Source organism: Cupriavidus sp. H18C2, assembly GCF_049393795.1.
GTDB lineage: Bacteria > Pseudomonadota > Gammaproteobacteria > Burkholderiales > Burkholderiaceae > Cupriavidus > Cupriavidus pauculus_C.
Window position 1 is genome coordinate 293,891 of record NZ_CP186011.1, and the last position, 19,804, is coordinate 313,694.

Genomic DNA, 19,804 nt, shown 5'->3' on the forward strand with positions numbered 1-19,804 from the left:
GCCCGGGCCGGGTGGGTTTGTCCGGGCGGCGGGCGCGGACGGGCGGTGCTACGATGCGCGCAGCCTTTCGTCCAGTCTTTCCGCCTTCATGTCTGTTCCCGTCCGCCGGCGCCTCACGGCCGCATTGCTGATGCTGCCGCTGGCGCGCCCCTGGCCATCCGCCCACGCCGCCGCGCCGCTGCACCTGCTGGTGGGCTATGGTGCGGGCGGCGGCGCGGACCACGTGGCGCGCATCGTGGCCGACAGCCTGTCCGCCGATGGCGAGCCGGTGATCGTCGACAACCGCCCCGGTGCGGCCGGGCAGATCGCCATGCACGAGGCGGCGCGCGCGGGCAATGAACGGCCCACGCTGCTGCTGGGCACGGTGGGCTCGGTCAGCATCGGTCCACTGCTGGCCGGCACGCCCGAAGCGCCGGCGCGTCCGCTGCATCCGCTGGCCATCGTCGCCAGTACCCCCCATGTCCTGCTGATCGCCGGCGACGGCACGCGCGCCCGCGCCGACGATGCCCGCGCGCGGCTGCTTGGCCTGATCGCCGAGGCACGCCGGCGGCCGGGCGAGATCGCATACGCGTCGCTGGGGGTCCATTCCAGCGCCCACCTGGTGGGCGAATTGATGTGCCGGCAGGCGGGCGTCTCGATGGCGCACGTGCCGTACCCAGGCAGCGCACGGGCGCTGGTGGACCTGCAAGGCGGCCATGTGGCGGTGCTGGTCAGCACGCTGCAGGCCGCGCTGCCGCTGATGCGGCAGGGCCGGGTGCGCGCGCTGGCGGTTACCGGCAAGTCGCGCAGCCCGCTGGCACCGGCCGTGCCGAGCTTCGCGGAATCGGGCATCGACGGCATGGGGCAGGACGCGTGGTACGGCGTGCTGGCATCGTCCGGCATCCCCGAACCGCGCCGCGCCGCGCTCTCCGACAGGCTGACCCGCGTGCTGCGCGACCCGTCGCTACGCCAGCGCCTGGCCCAGGACGGCGCCGAACCGCTGAGCCTGACCGGCCCGCAGGCCGTGGACTACCTGGACCGGCAACGCGAGGTATGGCGCCAGGCGATCGCGGCGGTGTCGGGGCGGTTGGGGTGAGCCATAACGCAAGAAGCCGGAACACCCTTGCGGATGTTCCGGCCGGTGGGCCCGCTCCTGTGAGGCACGCCTTGACTTCAGGCGTGATGTGACAACCGTGGAGATGTCACTGCGGGGCCCGGAAAGCCGTGCGTGTGGGCACGCGGGTTACTGGCGATCCTTCTGTTGTTGCTGCTGCTGGGAGCCTTGCTGGCCCTGCTGCGAACCACCTTGCTGACCACCCATGCCGCTTTCCTGCTGGGGCTGGCCGGACCCTTTGTCCTGGTTGCCCATCTGGCCGCCGCCTTGCTGACGCTGTTGGTCCTGGCCGCCTTGCTGCTGGTTTCCGCGCTGGCCGGACTGCTGCTCTTGCTGCTTCTGTCCCGGTTGGGATTGGCTACCTTGTTGGCCACCTTGGCCTTGCTGCTGTCCCATTGCTGTCTCCAAGTCGCGCGGCGGGGGGTGCCGCATGGAGGATTGAGCAATGCGCGTGCCACGGCCGGCGGGCGTCGGCAATGTGGGGCGTATGGCATCTGCGGGATGCAAACGTAGCGGATGCGCGACTTGCAGCGGCTGTGGCAGGCCTTCCCGATTTACAACGGATGCATGCTTTTCATACGCCGGCGCGGCGGCCGGCATGCCCAAAACCTTGCCGGGCCGCGCCAGCAAAGGCTTCGCCGCTTTGGAACACTCCTTGCAAGTGATGGATACCGGTGTCCGTGCGGACACCACGCGAAAAGCTTGATTCATCGCGATTCAAACGCTAACAAGGAGAAAAGGGCCATGACCCACGCTGTAAAGACGCTTCGCATTGCCACGATGATTGCCGCGCTTGCCACGGCGGGCGGCGCCTATGCGCTGGACAACGGCGGCTTCATGAAGGTTGCCGATGCCACGGGCAGCACCGTGACGCAGGCGAATCCGACCAATACGCCGTCGGGCATGCCGGGCCGTTCGGACGGCGACAAGGAAAAGCTGCCGGCGGCCACGTCGGGCGCGAAGGTTGACGCGAACGTCGACAACGCCAAGCAGGCGGTGACCGACAGCGCGCTGACCACCAAGGTCAAGACGAAGCTGCTGGCGACGAAGGACCTGAAGTCCACCGGCATCCACGTCAAGACCAAGGATCGCGTGGTGAACCTGACGGGATCGGTGCCGAGCGCCGAACAGCGGCAGATGGCCGTGGAAACGGTGCGCTCGGTGGAGGGCGTGAGCTCGGTCGACGACCACCTGAAGGTGTCGGCGCGCTAAGCAGGCGCCATGCCGCATGACCGGCCACGCCCGATGGCGTGGCCGACCTCGAAGATGACTGGAGGTACAGGTTTTCTGGCCAACGGATTGACAGACTGACTGACCCAACCGGTTGATGATGCGCGGCGACCCTGGTCGCCCCTGCGCTGAGCCGCGACTCTCCCACGTGTCGCGGCTCTTTTTCTTTGGGAGGGCGGGCGAGGCTAGGCCGCCTTGCGGCGCTGGGCGGCAGTGGCCGGGGTCTTCTTGCTGGCGCGCTTGGTCGCCGGCTTGCTGGCCGGCTTTGTGGCGCTGGCCTTGGCCGAAGCCTTTGAGATCTTTGCCGATGTCTTCGCGGAAGTCTTGGCCGAAGCCTTGCCCGCCGATGTCTTCGACGTCCTGGCCGACGCTTTCGCCGACGTTTTCGCCGATGACTTCGCCGATGACTTCGCCGAAGCCTTGCCCGACGCCTTCGCCGCCGCCCGCCGCGACCCCTTGCGCGGCGCCGCGTCGCTGTCGTTGGCGCTATCGTCCCCGCTCCCGTCCCCCCTGTCTCCGCCACGCTTCCCGCGTGCGCCCAGGCTCTGCTTGAGCAGCGCCATCATGTCGATGACCTTGGCGCCCTTGCCGGTGCCGGCGGCCGGCTCGTCCGACGCCGGCGTCAGCAGGTGGGTCTTGCCGGCCTTGACCTTGTCGTGGATGCGCGCGAGCAGGTCTTCGCGGTAGGTGTCGTGGTACTGCTCGGGCTTGAAGTCCTCGCTCATGTCTTCCACGAGCTTGGTCGCCATCTGCACCTCGCGCGGGCTGGCCGTGTTCTTCTTGCCGCCGGGCAGGCTCAGTTCGGCCACGGGCACCACCTCGTCGGCAAAGCGCATCGTATTCAGCACCAGCGCCTTGCCGGCCACCATCAGCGCGGCCAGGTGCTGGCGGTTGCGCAGCACCACCAGCGCCAGCGCGGCGCGGCCGGTCTTGCGCATGGTCTCGTGCAGCAGCGCGTAGCCGCGCTCGCCGCGCTTGTCCGGCTCCAGGTAGTACGGCGTGTCGAAGAAATAGGGCGGAATGGCGGCCGCGTCGACAAAGCTGACGATGTCCACTGTCTGCGTGGCCTCGACGTTGGCCTGCCGGAAATCCTCGTCGCTCAGCACCACGTACTCGTCCTTCTCGTACTCGTAGCCCTTGACGATGTCGTCGCGCTCCACGGGCTTGCCCGTGTGCTTGTTGATGCGCTGGTAGCCCACCGGGGCCATGTCGCGCTTGTCGAGCAGGTCCAGGTCCAGCGAATGCGTGCGCGACGCGGGCTTGACGGCGATGGGGATGTTCACCAGCCCGAAGCTGATGGCGCCCTTCCAGATGGCACGGGACATGGCGACGCCCGGCTAGGCCGCGCGCTGCGGCGGGGGCGGCGGCATGTCGCCCGGGGGCGGGTCGTTCACCGGCTCCGGCGTGTTGTCGGGCGGCTCGGGCGGCGGCATCTCCGGCTTCGGGGGCGTGATGTCGGGTTCGGGGGTGATGTGCATGGTGTTCCTCGTCCAGGCGCTCGGCGGTCAGGCGTCCAGCTCGTCCAGCAGCCGCGTGAGCGCGTTGAGATCCGCCGGCTTGACCAGGTGCAGGTCAAAGCCGGCGGCACGGGTGCGGCGCCGGTCGTCGGGCTGGCCGAAACCGGTCAGCGCCACCAGCCGCGCGTTGCGCAGCTCGGGAATCTCGCGCAGCCGGCGGGCGGTCTCGAAGCCGTCCATCGTCGGCATGCCCAGGTCCAGCAGCACCACGTCCGGCCGCACGCTGGCGGCGCGGTCGATGGCGCTCTGGCCGTCGGCCGCGGTCACCACGGTGTGGCCCAGCGTTTCCAGCGTCATCGTCATCGCTTCCAGCGCGTCGACGTTGTCGTCCACCAGCATGATCGTGTGCGTGGCCGACGACTGCGCGCGCGTCTTGCCGCTGGTCGGGTGCCAGTTCTGCCACGGCTCCACGGGCAGTTCCACCGTGAACGTGCTGCCCAGGTTGCGGCCCGGGCTTTCGGCGCTGACACGGCCGCCGTGCAGCGTCACCAGCTTCTGCACCAGCGTCAGGCCGATGCCGGGGCCCTCGCGTGCCGCAAAGTTGTCGGGGTCGGTAAAGGCGTCCTGCGGCACCGGCGGCCGGTCGTCGTGCTCGCCGCCCGCGCTGCCCGCGGCGCCATCGGCGGCGCCCACCTCGGGCGCCAGCGGATCGAACAGCTGGCGCTGCAGCGCTGGCGACAGGCCGTTGCCGTTGTCGCGCACGCGCACGAACACCTTGCCGTCCGATACGGTGGCCTCCACCGTGATCTGGCCGCCTTCGGGCGTGTACTTGGCCGCGTTGTGCAGCAGGTTGGCAAAGATCTGGGTCAGCCGGACCATGTCGCCGCGCACCGGCAGCGGCTGCTCCGGCAGCGACAGCCGCAGCGTGTGCTGGCGCGATTCCAGCAGCGGCCGCACCGTTTCGACGGCCGTGTTCAGCGCGCCGCGCAGTTCCACCAGGTCGCGCCGCAGCGTGATCTTGCCCTGGTTGAAGCGCGACACGTCCAGCAGTTCGTCGACCAGCCGGGTCATGTGATGAAGCTGGCGGCCGATGATGTCGCGGGCGCGGAACATGTCCTCGCGCGACGGCGAGAACTGCTGCAGCAGGTCCACCGCGCTGCGCATCGGCGCCAGCGGGTTGCGCAACTCATGCGCCAGCATCGCCAGGAATTCGTCCTTGCGGCGTTCCTCGTTGTACAGCGTGCGTTCGGCGCGATTGTGGCGCGTCACGTCCTGGCAGATGCCGGCCACGCGCAGGCAGCGGCCGTCGGCGCCCCGTACCGGGAACGCCCGCATGTGGACTTCGCGGATTTCGCCGTTGGGGCGTTCGAGCTGGAAGCCGGCGTCGAGCCGGCCGTCGCGCAGCATGCTCTGCCATTCGGCTTCCATGCGCGGGCGATCCTCGGGCGAGACCCATTGCAGCCACTGCGTCGGGTCCTGCTTGACGATGTCGGCCGGCCGGCCCCACAGCGCCTCGAAGGCCGGGCTGACGAACAGGAAGCGCTGGGCGGCCGGATCGAGGATCCAGACCACGTCGGCCAGTGCCTCGGCCAGCTGGCGGAACAGGTCTTCGTTCTCGTGCAGCGCCTCGGATGTGCGGCGGTAGGCATCCTCGGCGCCGCGCATGCGCAGCAGCGCGTTAATGTTCGAGATCAGCTCCTCGGGCTCCACCGGCTCCACCAGCAGGCTGTCGGCGCCGCTATCCAGCGCCTGCACCCGGCGGTGCGAATCGGTCACGCCGGGCGAGGTCAGCAGCACCATGGTCCGGGCGGTCTGCGGATCGCTCTTGATCAGACGGCAGACGTCGAGCCCGTCGATGTCGGACAGCTGGCCCGACAGCAGCACGAGGTCTGGCGCGTGCTGGCGGACCAGCGATAGCGCGGCCTGGCCGTCGGAGGCTTCCAGGACGGAAAACTCTGCTCGGTTCAGGATGCGGCTCTTGACGTAGCGCGGCCCCTCGCGGCCCTCGACGTTGAGGACCAGCGGGCGGCGCGTCGGATGGGGCACGGTCGAAGCGTTCATGGCTGGCAGGCGGCAAGCGGCGCCGCTTTGATAATGGCGGAATCTGAAGCGATCAGGGCACGAAGCGGCACGGCGCCATCCCCTGCAAACCGCGCAAGTGGCGCCAAACGATCCTGAATTGTAGTTTTTACCTGCATTCCACCCATGGCATTTGTATTTTCGACGTAACGTCCCGAAGGCCCGGCGGGCCCGTTCATCCACTTCATGGCGCCACCGCGCCATGCGGCGCGCGCAGCCCGGCGGCACCGGCATCGGCCGGCGAAGCCAGCATCCAGGCCAGTGCCAGCATCAACACGCCGATGACGGCGCGCTGCCAGAATTCGCTCGAATACCAGGGATCGGGGTCTTGTCTCATCGGTTCCATCAGCTCTCGGCGGCCCTTTTCGGCCGTGTTCTGGGAGCATCGTGGCAAGAACCGTGCCGCTTATGGCCAAGCGGCTGACAGACGGACGCCTACAGCGCGCCGCGCGCGCCATGGCGTGGGGGATACACGGGCGGCGGGGGCTGGTTTCAGCCGTCGCCGAGCAGCTTGCGGGCGCGCGTCAGTGTCTGGCGAACCTTGTCGTGGCCGGCCCAAGGGTCGTGACGGGCCAGTTCGGCCAGCCGGCCTTCGACGTTGGCGATGGTCCACTGGGCGGCGCCGGTCAGGTCGTCCAGCTCGTCCCAGCTCACCGGGATCGAGACGCCCAGGCCGGGCCGGGCGCGCGCCGAAAACGCGGCCGCCGTGGTAGCGCCGACACCGTTGCGCAGGTAATCGATGAAAATCTTGCCAACGCGGTTGCGGGGGCCGCTCTTTGCTACAAAGCGGTCCGGAATCGTCCTGGCCATGTGGTTCACCACGTCCTGCGAGAAGTCGCGCACCTCGTCCCAGCCGGCCCGCGCGGCCAGCGGCACCACCACGTGCAGGCCCTTGCCGCCGCTGGTCTTCAGAAAGCCCTGCAGGCCCAGTTCGTCGAGCATGGCCTTGACCAGCGTGGCGGCTTCCTGGATCTCGCGCCAGGTCACGCCCTCGCCGGGGTCGATGTCGAACACGATCTGGTCCGGCTTGCCGATATTGCGCGCCAGTGCGTTCCAGGTGTGGAATTCCACGACGTTCAGCTGCGCGGCCTCGACGATGGCGTCGGCGCCGGTGATTTCCAGCAGCGGCGGGTGGCCGGGCCAGAGCGCCGGGTCCAGCGCCCGCACGCCTTTCAGCTTCAGCGTATCGCCGTGGCGCTGGAAGAACTGCTCGCCGTCGATGCCGGCCGGCGCCCGCACCAGTGCCAGCGGCCGGCCCTTCAGGTGCGGCAGCATCAGCGCGGCGGCGCGGGCGTAATAGGTGACCAGGTCGCCCTTGGTCAGCCCGGTGGATTTGTCGATCACGCGGTCCGCATGGCTGACGGCCACGTTGCCGATGGCGGTCTTGCCGGACGTCTTGCGGCCGGTTGCCGTCTTTGCGGCTGCCTTGGCCGCCGTCTTCGGCGCCTTGTCGGCGGGCTTGGCCGGCTTTTCCAGCGTCACGGCGGATGCCGGCTTGTCCGTGCGCAGCGCATGGAAGACCGAGTGGCGGATGCGGCCCTCGCGGGTCCAGGCGCCAAACGTGACCTCGGCCACCAGCTTGGGCTTGACCCAGTGGCCCTTGATGCCGCGCGGCAGTGGGTCGAACGGGGTCTTGTCGGCGGCCAGCCCGTCCAGTTGCTTGCGCAGCGCGTCCAGCATGGCCGTGTCGAAGCCGGTGCCCACGTTGCCCACGTAGCGCAGCTTGCCGTCCGGATCGTGCAGGCCCAGCAGCAGCGACCCCAGCCCGTTGCGGCTGCCCTTGGGATCGGTGTAGCCGCCGATCACGAATTCCTGGCGGTTCTGGCACTTGAGCTTGATCCACGTGCCGGCGCGCGTGCTGACGTACGGCGCATCGGCGCGCTTGCCGATGATGCCTTCGAGCTTCATGCGGCAGGCCGCGTCCAGCATGTCTTTCGGGTCGCCCTCGAAGTTGTCGCTGAAGCGTACCCGGCCGGACTTGTTGTCGGCCAGCAGCCGGTACAGCAGCGCGCGGCGCTCGGCCAGCGGCACGGCGCGCAGGTCGTGGCCGGCGTAGTAGGGCAGGTCGAACGCGTAGAACTGGATGGCCTCGGCGTGGGCGGTCTCGAAGGCGTTCTGCAGTGCCTGGAAATCGGTGATGCCCTGGGCGTCCACGACCACGATCTCGCCGTCGAGCCAGCCGTCGGGCCAGCCCAGGCCGGCAATCTCGGCCGCCAGCGGGCGCAGTTTCGACGTCCAGTCGTGCCCGTTGCGCGTGAACAGCCGCACGTCGTCGCCGTCGACGCGGGCCACGATGCGGTAGCCATCGAACTTGATCTCGTACTGCCACGCGGTGGGGTCGGCCGGCGGGGCTTCGACCAGCGTGGCCAGTTGCGGCGTCAGCGCCAGCGGCAGCGCGGCCGGCTTCGCCTTTTCGGGCAGTTCGATGGCGGCGGTGCGCTTGCCGCGCGCGGGCTTGGCCTTGGCGTCGGCCTTGGCGGCGCCGGCTTTCTTCTTGCCCGGCCTGGCCGTGCCGGCCAGCACGCTGTCGGGCATGGCCTCGACCACGTCGAATTCGGACGCCGGCCGCGCAAAGGCGTCGCGCTCCTTGATCAGCAGCCAGGCGTTGTCGTCGCGCGCCTTGCGGCCGCCCATGCGCACCAGCGTCCAGTGGCCCTGCAGCTTTTCGCCGCGCAGTTCGAACTTGAGCTTGCCGGCGCGGTAGCCGGCCGCCGGGTCTTCGTCCGGAATCCAGACGCCCCGGTCCCAGACGATGACGGTGCCCGCGCCGTAATGGCCGGCCGGAATCACGCCCTCGAAGTCGGCGTAGTCGAGCGGGTGGTCTTCCACATGCACGGCCATGCGCTTGTCGGCGGGGTCGAAGCTCGGGCCCTTGGGCACGGCCCAGCTCTTGAGCGTGCCGTCGAGTTCCAGCCGGAAGTCGTAGTGCAGCCGCCGGGCCGCGTGCTTCTGGATGACGAACGCGTGGGCGCCGTTGGTCGCCGCGCGGCGCCCGCGCGCGGTCTTGCCGCTGGGCTCGGGCGTAGCGCCGAAGTCGCGCATGTCCTGGTACTTGCCCAGGGCGGCGTCGGCCGGCTTGCGGGAGGCGGGGCGTGTGGCGGAGGCGGTCTTGGCCATGGCAGCGGGTGGTGGCGTATTGCGCGAAGCGCGCAAAGCGGGGTCCGTTCCAGCTTATGCAGCCCACGTCGCGTGCGAAAGCAGTAGCCGTCCTACATGGATGGCGGACTTTTTACCGCGTTTGTAAATCCTGGCCGGGATTGCTGCGGCGCACATCGGCGTCTCCCGCCGGCTGGCCGGGCACGGGATGTGCGACGTCACCCTGGCTTCGATTCCGATCCAACTCAGCCAAGAGAGGCAAGATGAAGACGCACAAGAAGGTGGGCTCGCAGGTCATCGTGCTGACCGGGGCCACGAGCGGCGTGGGGCTGGTGACGGCCCGCAAGGCGGCTGCCAGGGGGGCCAGGCTGGTGCTGGTGGCGCGCGGCGAGGATGCGCTGCACAAGCTGGCCGAGGAACTGCGCGAGCACGGCACCGAGGTCATCACCGTGACCGCCGACGTGGGCCGGCACGAGGACGTGGCGCATGTCGCGCAGTCGGCCATCGAGCGCTTTGGCGGCTTCGATACGTGGGTCAACAACGCCGGCGTGACGATCTTCGGCCGCCACGACGACGTGCCGCTGGAGGACCATCGCCGGCTGTTCGAGACGAACTACTGGGGCGTGGTGCATGGATCGCTGGCCGCCGTGGCGCACCTGCGGCAGGAGGGCGGGGCGATCATCAACATGGGCAGCGAGTCGTGCGACTGCCCGCTGCCGCTGCAGAGCGCCTACGCGGCGTCGCAGCACGCGATCAAGGGATTCACCGACACGCTGCGGCTGGAACTGGAGCAGGAAAAGGCGCCGGTCTCGGTCACGCTGATCAAGGCGGCGGCGCTCGATACGCCGATCGTCACCCACGCCAAGAATTTCCTGCACGTGGAGCCCCGGCAGGCGCCGCCGCTCTACGATCCGGCCATGGCGGCCGACGCGATCCTGTTTGCCGCCGAGCATCCGCGCCGCGACATGTTCGTGGGTGCCGCGGCCAAGGCGTTCTCGGCCGCGGCCTACCACGCGCCGCACACGTTCGACCGTTTCATGCGGCGCTTCATGGGCCGCGCGCAGCAGACCGACACGCCGGCCGGCCCGCGCGATGACAACGCGCTGCACGCGGCCGGCAACAGCCTGGTCGAGCGCGCCGGGGATCGCCGGGCGCTGAAGTCGTGCCCGTACACGGCATCCACGCGCCACCCGATCCTGGCGACGGCGCTGGTGCTGGGCGCCTCGGCGGCCATGGCGGCGATGATGCGCCACCGGCGCAGCTAGCCGATGGCGGCTACCCCGGCCGTCAGATGATCGTATCGACCACGCCGCCGTCGACGCGCAACGCCGCGCCGGTGGTGGCCGACGCCTGCCTGGAGCACGCGTAGACGATCATGCTGGCCACCTCGTCGACGCTGGCGGCGCGCTGGATCAGCGACGAACTGCGGTGGGCCTTGACGAAGTCGGCGGCCACGGCCTCGGCCGACTTGCCGGTGCGCGCGATCTCGTCCTTGAGCATCGCCTCCACGCCCTCGGACAGCGTGGGGCCGGGCAGCACCGCGTTCACGGTCACGCCGGTGCCGGCCAGCCGCTTGGCCAGCCCGCGCGACACGGCCAGCTGGGCGGTCTTGGTGAAGCCGTAGTGGATCATCTCCACCGGGATGTTGATGCCCGATTCGGACGCCACGAACACGATGCGGCCCCACTGGCGCCGGACCATGCCCGGCGCATAGGCGCGCGACAGCCGCACGCCGGACAGCACGTTGACCTCGAAGAAGCGCGACCATTCGCTGTCCGGAATGTCGAAGAAGTCCTGCGGCTGGAAGATGCCCAGGTTGTTGACGAGGATGTCGACGTCGGGATGCGCCTTGACCAGCGCGTCGGCCACGGTGGCGTCCACGAGGTCGCCGGCAAAGCCGATGGCGTCGGCCTGGGGCAGGGCGGACTGCAGCGTGTCGATGGCCTTGTCGACGCTGGCCTGGCTGCGGCCGTTGACGATCACGCGCGCGCCCGATTCGGCCAGGCCACGCGCGGTGGCAAAGCCGATGCCGGCCGTGGAACCAGTCACCAGGGCGGTCTTGCCCGACAGATCGATCTTCATGTGTGCTCCGGAGGGGTAGGGTGGAGGGTACGGCCCGTCCAGTGTAGGAAGCGGGGCGCATGGCGCCAAGGCGCGGCGCCGGAATGCTGCGTTCCGGCGGCGCGGGCCAAAAAAAAGGCCGCGAACGTGTCGCGGCCTTTCTGCGGATGGGTGGGCGCTTACTGGAACAGCTTGAGCGCCTGGGTGATCGTGTTGGACACGCCCCACACCAGCGGGATCAGCACGTAGAGCCAGAAGACGGCCAGCAGGCCCTTGTTGGTCGGATGTGCGTTCAGGTTCTGGTTTTGCATTCGAAAGACTCCTTGTCGCGGGGGCGGCCGGTCAGTGGGCCGCGCCGGCGCTGGCGCCAAGGCGGGCCACGTCGGCATCGCTCATGTGGCGCTTGGCATTCACGCGCGACACCAGCAGGTTGCAGAGGAAGCCGACCACCAGCAGCGCGGCCATGATGTGCAGCGTCATCGCATAGGCTTGCGCGCCGGTCACGCCGTGCGCCACCTGGTATTCGCGGATGTAGTTCACGAGCACCGGGCCGGCAATGCCGGCGGCGGCCCAGGCGGTCAGCAGGCGGCCGTGGATGCCGCCCACGAAGGCCGTGCCGAACATGTCGGCCAGGTAGGCCGGGATGGTGGCAAAGCCGCCGCCGTACATCGACATGATCACGCAGTAGCCCAGCACGAACAGCGCGATGTTGCCGCTGGCGCCCAGTTGCGGCACCAGCCAGTACAGCACGGCGCCCAGCGCGAAGAACACGAAGTAGGTGTTCTTGCGGCCGATCCAGTCCGACGACGACGCCCAGAAGAAGCGGCCGCCCATGTTGAACAGCGACAGCAGGCCCACGAAGCCGGCCGCGGCGGCCGGGGTAACGCTGCCCTTGAAGCTTTCCTGGATCAGCAGCGACGCCTGGCCGAGCACGCCGATGCCGGCGGTCACGTTCAGGAACAGCACCAGCCACAGCAGGTAGAACTGCGGGGTCTTCAGCGCTTCGTCGATGTGCACGTGGTTGCGCGTGATCATCTTGTTCTCGACCACGGGCGGGGTCCAGCCTTCCGGCTTCCAGCCGGGCGGCGGGACGCGGATGGCCAGCGAGCCGATGGCCATCGAGATGAAGTAGCCCACGCCCATGACCAGGAAGGTCTGGGTCACGCCCACCGAGGTGGCGCTCTTGAAGTAGTTCATCAGCGCCACGGACAGCGGCGCGGCGATCATCGCGCCGCCGCCAAAGCCCATGATGGCCATGCCGGTGGCCATGCCGCGGCGGTCCGGGAACCAGCGGATCAGCGTGGACACGGGCGACACGTAGCCCAGGCCCAGCCCGATGCCGCCGAGCACGCCGTAGCCCAGGTACAGCAGCACGATCTGGTGCGTGTAGACGCCCAGCGCCGAGATCAGGAAGCCGCCGCCAAAGCAGCAGGCCGCCGTGAACATCGTCCTGCGCGGGCCCACGCGCTCCAGCCATTTACCGGCGAACGCGGCCGAAATGCCCAGGAAGAAAATCGCCAGCGAGAAGATCCAGCCCAGCGTGGTCAGCTTCCAGTCGTCCGGCGCCGATTCGGTAATGCCGATGACCTTGGACAGCGGTGCATTGAACACCGAGAAGGCATAGGCCTGGCCGATACAGAGGTGAACCGCCAGCGCGGCGGGCGGGACCATCCAGCGGGAAAATCCCGGCTTGGCGTAGGTCGCTTCCTTGGAAAAGAACGGCGCCGGCCCGCGGGACGGGTTGCCGCCATCATTGATGACACTGCTCATTGGACTTTCTCCAGTCGTGGATCCTCGGTAATCCGCCCATGCAGTCTGGCGCGTCCGCCGGTCTGGTCGGCCGTCGGTGACCCCGTCACACCCCGGGTCGGATTACCTCCAGAGGTTGTGCGCCGGACCGGGCTTTGGGAGGCGTTATTGCCCGGTCGTGGCGACGGTTGCTACGAGGTTGCTACAAAACGGACAGGCGGAATCGGGCGCGCGGACGCGCGCCGGCGGGACCCGGCAAGGCGGGGCATGAGGGCGGCTGGAGACGCGGTGCGTCCCGGAATGGATTGGTTCATTGTTTTTCCGGCTGGGGCGAACAATATATGCTCGGATTTGCATATATTGCCGTGGAAAATATTATGCGCAGAACCATAGCCGTCCAGATTGACGACTTCAATAGGCTAAAGATGACATATTCCCGGCCGGCCTGAATTTCTGGTGCTGATGAGAAAAAATCCGCAGTGGTTTCGTTTTCTCCGTTTGATTTTCACCACACTCGGGCAGCCCGCAGGGCGGACATCGTCGCGCGTTGCTGGCTGACTCCATGTCCGGACAGGCTGTCATGAAACCGACATGGCCGGTCTCTACGATCGGTTTCCGTGGCGGTTCCTCTGCCATGAAAGGCCAAGCCGGTAGAACCAGCAATAAGGTGCAACGCGCGACATAGTGGGTGTCGCACGGACCGGCGCATTGATGCGCTGCGGCCAGCACCTGGCTGCGGCGTTTTTTTCCCTCCTCCGCGATTCTCGTGGCCCGACCTGCAGCCATGCAAGTGCCTGCGGGATGTGTGCCATTCACGCCGTCTTCAACCTGTTGTCATAAACGACACCTAGCATTCGTTCCCGCGTGCTTTGTGCCGCCAACCTCACAGGGGCCTGAACCGTCCGCGCCAGTCCGGCGCCGGCCGCGTTCGATAACTATCAGACGGGAAACTTTCCAGATGTACGAGAAACCTGATGCTTCGCGCCGCAAGGCACTGAAATTCCTGGCCGGCGCTCCGATGCTGCCGCTGGGCCTGGCTTCCACCTCGCTGCTGGCCGGCTGCGGCGGCGACGACGATACCCCGCCGCCCGCCACGACCACGCCGGGCGGTGGCACGACCACCCCGCCGACCGTGACGCCGACGTTTGCCTCGGCCGAGTTCACGAGCATGCCGGCCCCGGCGCTGAGCAACCCGGCCTCGATGGCCACCACGACGGTGGGCTCCAGCCTGACCGTGAAGCTCAGCGACGGCACCAGCCAGACGTACAAGCTGGCCTACCAGCCGTTCTTCATCACCGGCGACATGGTCCCGGACGGCAAGGGCGGCCAGATCCTGGCCGGCGGCTACTACAACATCAACAACAGCCCGATCATCGATCCGTCGGTGTCGAAGCAGTTTTTCTCGGATTCGCCCGACGGCACGTCGCTGCTGAAGGTGGAAGGCGCCAAGGTCGACGGCGTCAAGGGCAACCCGGTCTTTGCCGTGGTCCAGTTCGAGTACACCACGTGGGACGCGGTCAAGGTCAAGGACATGTACGGCCGCCTGCCGTCGCCGATCGCCGTGCTGACGCTGGACCAGGACCCGAACACCGGCAAGCTGACGCTGGTGAAGTACCACAACGTCGATACCTCGGGCGCCAACGGCCTGTGGATCACCTGCGGCGCCAGCCTGTCGCCGTGGAACACGCACCTGTCGAGCGAGGAGTACGAGCCGGACGCCCGTACCGCTGCCACGAACCAGCAGTGCATCGACTTTGCCGCCAACCTGTACGGCACGGCGTCGGTCCCGTTCAACCCGTACCTGTACGGCCACCTGCCGGAAGTCACCGTCAAGCCGGACGGCACCGCTTCGATCAAGAAGCACTACTGCCTGGGCCGCATTTCGCACGAGCTGGTGCAGGTGATGCCGGACAACCGCACGGTGCTGATGGGCGACGACGCCACCAACAGCGGCCTGTTCATGTTCGTGGCCGACGTGGAGAAGGACCTGTCGGCCGGCACGCTGTACGTGGCCAAGGTTGGCACGGGCTTCTCGGTGGACCCGGCCGCCGCCGGCGCCGACCTCACCTGGATCAAGCTGGGCCATGCCACGAGCGCGCAGGTCGAAGCCTGGGCCAAATCGCACACGTTTGCCGACATCATGGACTTCTCGGCCACCGACCCGGCCGACACCACGTACACGAAGATCATGTACAGCGGCGCGGCCCAGTGGGTGCGCGTCAAGGCCGGCAAGGAACTGGTTGCCGCGTTCCTGGAAACCCACCGCTACGCGGCCCTGAAGGGCGGCAGCATGGGCTTCACCAAGATGGAAGGCACGACGGTCAACATCAAGGACAAGATCGCCTACTCCGCGCTGCAGAACATCGTCGACTCGATGGTCGTCAACAACACGGCCAAGGGCTGGTATGCCGAGAGCAACATCGGCGTGCCGGCGGCCGTGAACTCGGGCGGCGTGATGCAGCACAAGCTGGCCGGCGGCCAGGCCGACACGACCGGCGCGGCCATCAACAGCGAATGGGTGCCGGTGCATACCAAGGCGCTGCTGGTGGGCAAGGACATCACGGCCGACGCGCTGGGCAACACGTCCGACCCGGAAACCATCGGCAACCCGGACAACCTCAAGTTCTCCGAGAAGCTGCGCACGCTGTTCATCGGTGAAGACAGCAGCCGCCACACCAACAACTTCCTGTGGGCGTACAACGTCGACACGAAGAAGCTGTCGCGCCTGCTGTCGGTGCCGGCCGGCGGCGAATCCACGGGCCTGCATGCCGTGGACGAGCTCAACGGCTGGACGTACATCATGAGCAACTTCCAGCACGCCGGCGACGGCATCAAGACGCAGGTCAAGACCGCCGTCGAGCCGCTGGTGTTTGCCAACTACAAGAACGGCCTGGGCGCCGCGGTGGGCTACCTGACCGCCGACCCGACGAGCATGAAGCTGGGCAAGTAATCCCCGGCCCTCCGGGGCTGGCAGGGCGCCGCGGGCCGAAGGGTCCGCGGCGCCTTTTTTCGTTGGGCGGCGTCAGAACGCCTCGTTGATCTGGAAGTAGGCGCCCTTGGTGTTGCTGCCCACGCCCACGTCGAAGCGCACGTTCACGCGCGGCTTGAACTCGAACCGGTAGCCCACGCCGACGTTCGGCAGCCAGTGCGCCGACGCCAGCGCGCCCGGGTTTCCGGCGATGGCGCCGGTGCCGGCCCAGAACACCATCCCCTGCCGCCCGGCGATATGCCAGCGGTATTCCACCTGCGCGGTCAGCAGCGCCTTGTCGCGGTACTGGCCCATGAAGTAGCCGCGCATGCGCCGGCTGTCGCCAAGCTTGGACATCATGCTCCAAGGCACATCGCCCCAGTTGAACTTGCCGTAGACGTCGAAGGCCAGCACGTCGCGGTCGCGCATGCGGAAGTACCGGTCGTAGGTAATCTCCAGCGTCTCGAAGTCGTTGTCGCTGCCAATGGCGCGCCGGTAGACCGTGCCGTTGAGCAGCAGCGCCTGGCCCCGGTACGGGTTGGGCAGGAAGTCGCGCGTGTCGTACGAGAAATGGGCCGTCAGGCCGCTGCTCAGCACACGCGTGCCGTGCGGGTCGGTGGCCAGCGCGCTGTCGGCGCCGCGCTGCAACTGGGCGGCGTTGTCGTACTCGAAGTCGTAGCCGCCGCCGATGTAGACGTTGGGCCGCACCCGCACCATCATGCGCGGCTGGATTACCACGCCGCGCCGCGTGTAGTCCTCCTTGTTGGCCGGGTTGGCCGCCTTGTCGTAGCCGATGCCCCAGTACGCGGTGGGCATGTTGATCAGGCCGCCGCTGAAGACGAAGCGGTAGCTGTCGTCGGCAAAGAAGGTGTTGTTGTCCACGCCAATGCCCACGGCGCCGGTGGTGGTCAGGAAACCGGTCAGCGTGAGCGTGGAAAGCTGCGTGTCTTTCTCGGCGTTCTTCGGCTTGTACAGGCCGATGGCGGCCGCGCCCACGCCAAATCCCATCTCCGGGTTGTAGAACGGCCCCGGCAGCACGCCCCAGTCGATGCCGTGGCTCAGGTCCACCTCTTTCGACGCGCCCAGCTTGTTCAGCATGCGGTCGATCCAGCCCGGCTGCGCGGCCCCGGCTGGCGGCCCGGCAGGATCGGTGGCGGTGGCTGCGGTGGGTTGGTCAGCATCTGCGCCACGGGCCGGCGGCGTGGCCAGCACGGCGCAGGCGGCCGCCAGCAAGGCAAGGGGCAGGGGAGAGGGCAGGGCGGCGCGCATATCGTCGGGACGGAAGCCGCCGCGCGGGACGGCCAGGCCTTCGAATGTTCGTCCATCGGCGGCCCGGCCCGAAGTGAATGTTTTCGTTGGCTGCGTTTAGGCGAAGGCGCACGCCGCCCCGGCGCCGCCGCCTGTGGCGCACCGGTTACTTCGCGGCGCGGCGCTGGCGCACGGCCTGGCTCAGCGTCTCCAGCACGGCCACCGAGTCATCCCAGCCGATGCAGGCATCGGTGATGCTCTGCCCGTAGGTCAGGTTGCAGGGGTCGTGCGTGCCCGGGGTGAACTTCTGCGCGCCGGGCAGCAGGTGGCTTTCCACCATCACGCCGAAGATCGATGCGCTGCCGCCGCCCACCTGCTTCGCCACGTCCGCCGCCACGTCGATCTGGCGCTGGTGCTGCTTGCTGCTGTTGGCGTGGCTGCAGTCGACCATCAGCGCGTGGCCCAGCCCGGCCGTCTCCAGCTCCCGGCACGCGGTGGCCACCGAATCGGCATCGTAGTTCGGCGCCTTGCCGCCGCGCAGGATCACGTGGCAGTCGGGGTTGCCCTTGGTATGGACGGTGGCCACCTGGCCGTTCTTGTGCACGCCCAGGAAATGGTGCGGGCGCGACGCGGCCTGGATGGCGTCGATGGCGATGCGGATATTGCCATCGGTGCCGTTCTTGAAGCCGATTGGCGCCGAGATGCCCGAGGCCAGCTCGCGGTGCACCTGGCTCTCGGTGGTGCGCGCGCCGATGGCGCCCCAGCAGATCAGGTCGCCGATGTACTGCGGCGAGATCACGTCCAGAAACTCGCCGGCGGCCGGCAGGCCCAGCCGGTTGATGTCCAGCAGCAGGCTGCGCGCGATGCGCAGGCCCTCGTCGATACGGTAGCTTTCGTCCAGGTACGGGTCGTTGATCAGCCCCTTCCAGCCCACCGTGGTGCGCGGCTTCTCGAAATAGACGCGCATCACCACCTCCAGCGTGTCGGCATAGTGCGCGCGCTGGGCCAGCAGCCGCCGCGCGTATTCCAGCGCGGCCTGCGGGTCGTGGATGGAGCAGGGGCCCATGATCACCAGCAGGCGGTCGTCGTGGCCGTGCAGGATGCGCGAGATGCGCTGGCGCGTCTGCGTGACCAGCGCCTCTACCGGCGTGCCCCGGATCGGGAAGAAGCGGATCAGGTGCTCGGGCGGCGGCAGCGGGATGATGTCCTCGACATGGGCGTCGTCGGTCACGCTGGTGCGGTCGGGCGGCGCCTGCCAGCCCTCGGCGATGGTCGGCGGCGACTTCTGTGGATCGGTCATGGCAGGCTCCTGGGGGATCGGGTAAGGCGGCAGTGGGCTGCCGGCGGATGGCCGAGATTCTAATGGACCCCGGCCCCGGCCGCCGCCGGACGGCCCCCGTTTGGGAACCTTTTCCGGCGGCGGGGCGTCGCTATAGGCATCTTTCGAATAATGCGCACAGATCGAGGGTTTTGCACATGGACATGGCAATCGTGGTAAGGCATCCCTGGTTCGGCACGGCGATGGGCGCCGTGGCGGCCATCCTGCTCGGGCTGCTGGCCCACCGGCTGGGCGGGCTGCTGCTGTTGCGGATGACGCGGCATACGCCGGTGCTGCACATGATGGTGCTCAAGGCGCGCGCGCCGGCCAAGGCCGTGGTGCCGCTGGTGCTGCTGCAGACCACATGGCAGGCCGCGCCGGACCAACTGCCGTGGATCGACAGCTTCCGGCACCTGAACGGGCTGCTGCTGATCGTGGCCGTGACGTGGCTCGTGGTGCGGATCATCGCCGGCTTTGCGCAGGGCATCCTGGACCAGCACCCGGTCAACGTCGCGGACAACATCGCCGCGCGCCGCATCCACACGCAGACCCGCGTGATCTCGCGGATCGCGATGACGCTGGTGATCGTGATTGGCGTGTCGATGCTGCTGATGACGTTTCCGGGCGCGCGGCAGGTGGGCGCCAGCCTGCTGGCATCGGCCGGCGTGGTCGGCCTGATCGCCGGTTTCGCGGCCAAGCCCGTGTTCAGCAACATGATCGCCGGGCTGCAACTGGCGCTGACGCAGCCGCTGCGGCTGGACGACGTGCTGATCGTCGAGGGCGAATGGGGCCGCGTGGAGGAAATCACCAGCACCTACGTGGTGCTGCAGATCTGGGACGAGCGGCGGCTGATCATCCCGCTGCAGTACTTCATCGAGAAGCCGTTCCAGAACTGGACGCGCAACAGCGCCCAGATCATGGGATCGGTGTTCTTTCATGTCGACTACAGCATGCCGCTGGCGCCGTTGCGCGAGGCGCTGGAGCGCATCGTCAAGTCGCGGCCCGAGTGGGACGGCCGCTTCTTCAACCTGGTGGTCAGCGATACCACCCAGACGACCATGCAGCTCCGCGTGCTGTGCACGGCCGCGTCGTCCGGCTTGGCCTGGGACCTGCGCTGCGCCGTGCGCGAGGGCCTGATCGATTTCATGCAGCGCGAATACCCGCAGGGGCTGCCGAAGCTGCGGATCGAAGGGGATGCCGCGCCCGCCACCCCGGCCGGGCCACTGGCGGCCACGCCCTGATGCGCGCCGGCATGGTGCACTGCAAAAAATCAGACGATGACTGACACGGGCGTGGGGCCGGGGGCGCTACAGTCGTCGGCAGGTAGTAGCGACCCTTCCGGCCCGAACCATCTCCAGTGGCGGGCTATTTTTTTTGTTTCCGGCAGAAGCGGTGGGTGTCTGACGGCCGGTCAGACGGCCGAAGTCCCCCTGCCCAATGATTGAAGTCAAGCGGCGTTTATTCAGGCCCACGAAGCGATTCAAAACCGCGTAACGTCCCGCTCC

The 19,804-nt window shown here is 68.1% G+C and carries 17 protein-coding genes; 5 read left to right on the forward strand and 12 right to left on the reverse strand.

The window, feature by feature from the left end; genetic code table 11:
• The first annotated feature begins 88 nt into the window (after window positions 1-88).
• A complete protein-coding gene (locus tag EPAKOI_RS17990) occupies window positions 89-1,075 on the forward strand; it encodes a Bug family tripartite tricarboxylate transporter substrate binding protein (protein WP_423194178.1) in 987 nt (328 codons plus the stop codon).
• Between the two features lie 147 nt (window positions 1,076-1,222).
• On the opposite strand, the gene EPAKOI_RS17995 is transcribed toward EPAKOI_RS17990, so the two are convergent.
• On the reverse strand, window positions 1,223-1,804 hold the full coding sequence (locus tag EPAKOI_RS17995) for a hypothetical protein (RefSeq protein ID WP_423194179.1): 582 nt from the start codon (window positions 1,802-1,804) through the stop codon (window positions 1,223-1,225).
• Window positions 1,805-1,837: 33 nt separating this feature from the next.
• Between EPAKOI_RS17995 and EPAKOI_RS18000 the strand changes: the two genes are divergently transcribed.
• A complete protein-coding gene (locus EPAKOI_RS18000) occupies window positions 1,838-2,305 on the forward strand; it encodes a BON domain-containing protein (RefSeq protein ID WP_313839594.1) in 468 nt (155 codons plus the stop codon).
• 203 nt (window positions 2,306-2,508) lie between these two features.
• On the opposite strand, the gene EPAKOI_RS18005 is transcribed toward EPAKOI_RS18000, so the two are convergent.
• The 6 genes from EPAKOI_RS18005 to ligD all read right to left on the reverse strand — a co-directional run bounded on the left by EPAKOI_RS18005 (window position 2,509) and on the right by ligD (window position 8,976).
• Window positions 2,509-3,648 carry a Ku protein gene (locus EPAKOI_RS18005; RefSeq protein ID WP_423194180.1) on the reverse strand — a complete coding sequence of 380 codons (1,140 nt, stop codon included), beginning with the start codon at window positions 3,646-3,648 and terminating at the stop codon, window positions 2,509-2,511.
• A 12-nt stretch (window positions 3,649-3,660) separates the two neighbouring features.
• A complete protein-coding gene (locus tag EPAKOI_RS18010; RefSeq protein ID WP_172966134.1) occupies window positions 3,661-3,801 on the reverse strand; it encodes a hypothetical protein in 141 nt (46 codons plus the stop codon).
• 27 nt (window positions 3,802-3,828) lie between these two features.
• Complete coding sequence (locus tag EPAKOI_RS18015; RefSeq protein WP_423194181.1) at window positions 3,829-5,841, reverse strand: response regulator; 2,013 nt, start codon at window positions 5,839-5,841, stop codon at window positions 3,829-3,831.
• Complete coding sequence (locus EPAKOI_RS18020; protein WP_423194182.1) at window positions 5,838-6,047, reverse strand: hypothetical protein; 210 nt, start codon at window positions 6,045-6,047, stop codon at window positions 5,838-5,840. The genes EPAKOI_RS18015 and EPAKOI_RS18020 overlap by 4 nt, the downstream gene beginning before the upstream one ends.
• Window positions 6,044-6,205 carry a hypothetical protein gene (locus EPAKOI_RS18025; protein WP_172966133.1) on the reverse strand — a complete coding sequence of 54 codons (162 nt, stop codon included), beginning with the start codon at window positions 6,203-6,205 and terminating at the stop codon, window positions 6,044-6,046. Before EPAKOI_RS18025 ends, EPAKOI_RS18020 begins: the two co-directional genes overlap by 4 nt.
• 146 nt (window positions 6,206-6,351) lie before the next feature.
• A complete protein-coding gene (gene ligD / locus EPAKOI_RS18030) occupies window positions 6,352-8,976 on the reverse strand; it encodes a DNA ligase D (protein WP_423194183.1) in 2,625 nt (874 codons plus the stop codon).
• A gap of 242 nt (window positions 8,977-9,218) precedes the next feature.
• On the opposite strand from ligD, the gene EPAKOI_RS18035 reads away from it, so the two are divergent.
• Window positions 9,219-10,220 (forward strand): SDR family oxidoreductase, encoded by a 1,002-nt coding sequence (locus EPAKOI_RS18035; RefSeq protein WP_124685393.1) that lies wholly within the window; start codon window positions 9,219-9,221, stop codon window positions 10,218-10,220.
• A 22-nt stretch (window positions 10,221-10,242) separates the two neighbouring features.
• On the opposite strand, the gene EPAKOI_RS18040 is transcribed toward EPAKOI_RS18035, so the two are convergent.
• The 3 genes from EPAKOI_RS18040 to EPAKOI_RS18050 all read right to left on the reverse strand — a co-directional run bounded on the left by EPAKOI_RS18040 (window position 10,243) and on the right by EPAKOI_RS18050 (window position 12,786).
• Entirely contained in the window at window positions 10,243-11,037 is a 795-nt protein-coding gene (locus tag EPAKOI_RS18040) for an SDR family oxidoreductase (protein ID WP_313839606.1), read from the reverse strand.
• Between the two features lie 158 nt (window positions 11,038-11,195).
• Complete coding sequence (locus tag EPAKOI_RS18045; protein ID WP_124685392.1) at window positions 11,196-11,327, reverse strand: MFS transporter small subunit; 132 nt, start codon at window positions 11,325-11,327, stop codon at window positions 11,196-11,198.
• 31 nt (window positions 11,328-11,358) lie between these two features.
• A complete protein-coding gene (locus tag EPAKOI_RS18050) occupies window positions 11,359-12,786 on the reverse strand; it encodes an L-lactate MFS transporter (protein WP_423194184.1) in 1,428 nt (475 codons plus the stop codon).
• Between the two features lie 937 nt (window positions 12,787-13,723).
• Between EPAKOI_RS18050 and EPAKOI_RS18055 the strand changes: the two genes are divergently transcribed.
• A complete protein-coding gene (locus EPAKOI_RS18055) occupies window positions 13,724-15,715 on the forward strand; it encodes a PhoX family protein (RefSeq protein ID WP_124685390.1) in 1,992 nt (663 codons plus the stop codon).
• A gap of 72 nt (window positions 15,716-15,787) precedes the next feature.
• Here the strand turns inward: EPAKOI_RS18055 and EPAKOI_RS18060 are convergent, their stop codons facing one another.
• Both EPAKOI_RS18060 and EPAKOI_RS18065 read right to left on the reverse strand, forming a co-directional pair.
• A complete protein-coding gene (locus tag EPAKOI_RS18060; protein WP_423194185.1) occupies window positions 15,788-17,002 on the reverse strand; it encodes a BamA/TamA family outer membrane protein in 1,215 nt (404 codons plus the stop codon).
• A gap of 145 nt (window positions 17,003-17,147) precedes the next feature.
• A complete protein-coding gene (locus tag EPAKOI_RS18065; protein ID WP_313839612.1) occupies window positions 17,148-18,281 on the reverse strand; it encodes a 3-deoxy-7-phosphoheptulonate synthase in 1,134 nt (377 codons plus the stop codon).
• A gap of 176 nt (window positions 18,282-18,457) precedes the next feature.
• On the opposite strand from EPAKOI_RS18065, the gene EPAKOI_RS18070 reads away from it, so the two are divergent.
• The gene (locus EPAKOI_RS18070; protein ID WP_124685387.1) at window positions 18,458-19,540 is read left to right on the forward strand and encodes a mechanosensitive ion channel family protein; all 1,083 of its coding nucleotides are present in this window, start codon (window positions 18,458-18,460) and stop codon (window positions 19,538-19,540) included.
• The last annotated feature ends 264 nt before the right edge of the window (window positions 19,541-19,804 follow it).

Bases quoted from the DNA above. Each gene is read 5' to 3' on its own strand.
- EPAKOI_RS17990 (WP_423194178.1), top strand. From the start codon at position 89: ATGTCTGTTCCCGTCCGCCGGCGCCTCACGGCCGCATTGCTGATGCTG.
- EPAKOI_RS17995 (WP_423194179.1), bottom strand. From the start codon at position 1,804: ATGAATCAAGCTTTTCGCGTGGTGTCCGCACGGACACCGGTATCCATC.
- EPAKOI_RS18000 (WP_313839594.1), top strand. From the start codon at position 1,838: ATGACCCACGCTGTAAAGACGCTTCGCATTGCCACGATGATTGCCGCG.
- EPAKOI_RS18005 (WP_423194180.1), bottom strand. From the start codon at position 3,648: ATGTCCCGTGCCATCTGGAAGGGCGCCATCAGCTTCGGGCTGGTGAAC.
- EPAKOI_RS18010 (WP_172966134.1), bottom strand. From the start codon at position 3,801: ATGCACATCACCCCCGAACCCGACATCACGCCCCCGAAGCCGGAGATG.
- EPAKOI_RS18015 (WP_423194181.1), bottom strand. From the start codon at position 5,841: ATGAACGCTTCGACCGTGCCCCATCCGACGCGCCGCCCGCTGGTCCTC.
- EPAKOI_RS18020 (WP_423194182.1), bottom strand. From the start codon at position 6,047: ATGAAGTGGATGAACGGGCCCGCCGGGCCTTCGGGACGTTACGTCGAA.
- EPAKOI_RS18025 (WP_172966133.1), bottom strand. From the start codon at position 6,205: ATGGAACCGATGAGACAAGACCCCGATCCCTGGTATTCGAGCGAATTC.
- ligD (WP_423194183.1), bottom strand. From the start codon at position 8,976: ATGGCCAAGACCGCCTCCGCCACACGCCCCGCCTCCCGCAAGCCGGCC.
- EPAKOI_RS18035 (WP_124685393.1), top strand. From the start codon at position 9,219: ATGAAGACGCACAAGAAGGTGGGCTCGCAGGTCATCGTGCTGACCGGG.
- EPAKOI_RS18040 (WP_313839606.1), bottom strand. From the start codon at position 11,037: ATGAAGATCGATCTGTCGGGCAAGACCGCCCTGGTGACTGGTTCCACG.
- EPAKOI_RS18045 (WP_124685392.1), bottom strand. From the start codon at position 11,327: ATGCAAAACCAGAACCTGAACGCACATCCGACCAACAAGGGCCTGCTG.
- EPAKOI_RS18050 (WP_423194184.1), bottom strand. From the start codon at position 12,786: ATGAGCAGTGTCATCAATGATGGCGGCAACCCGTCCCGCGGGCCGGCG.
- EPAKOI_RS18055 (WP_124685390.1), top strand. From the start codon at position 13,724: ATGTACGAGAAACCTGATGCTTCGCGCCGCAAGGCACTGAAATTCCTG.
- EPAKOI_RS18060 (WP_423194185.1), bottom strand. From the start codon at position 17,002: ATGCGCGCCGCCCTGCCCTCTCCCCTGCCCCTTGCCTTGCTGGCGGCC.
- EPAKOI_RS18065 (WP_313839612.1), bottom strand. From the start codon at position 18,281: ATGACCGATCCACAGAAGTCGCCGCCGACCATCGCCGAGGGCTGGCAG.
- EPAKOI_RS18070 (WP_124685387.1), top strand. From the start codon at position 18,458: ATGGACATGGCAATCGTGGTAAGGCATCCCTGGTTCGGCACGGCGATG.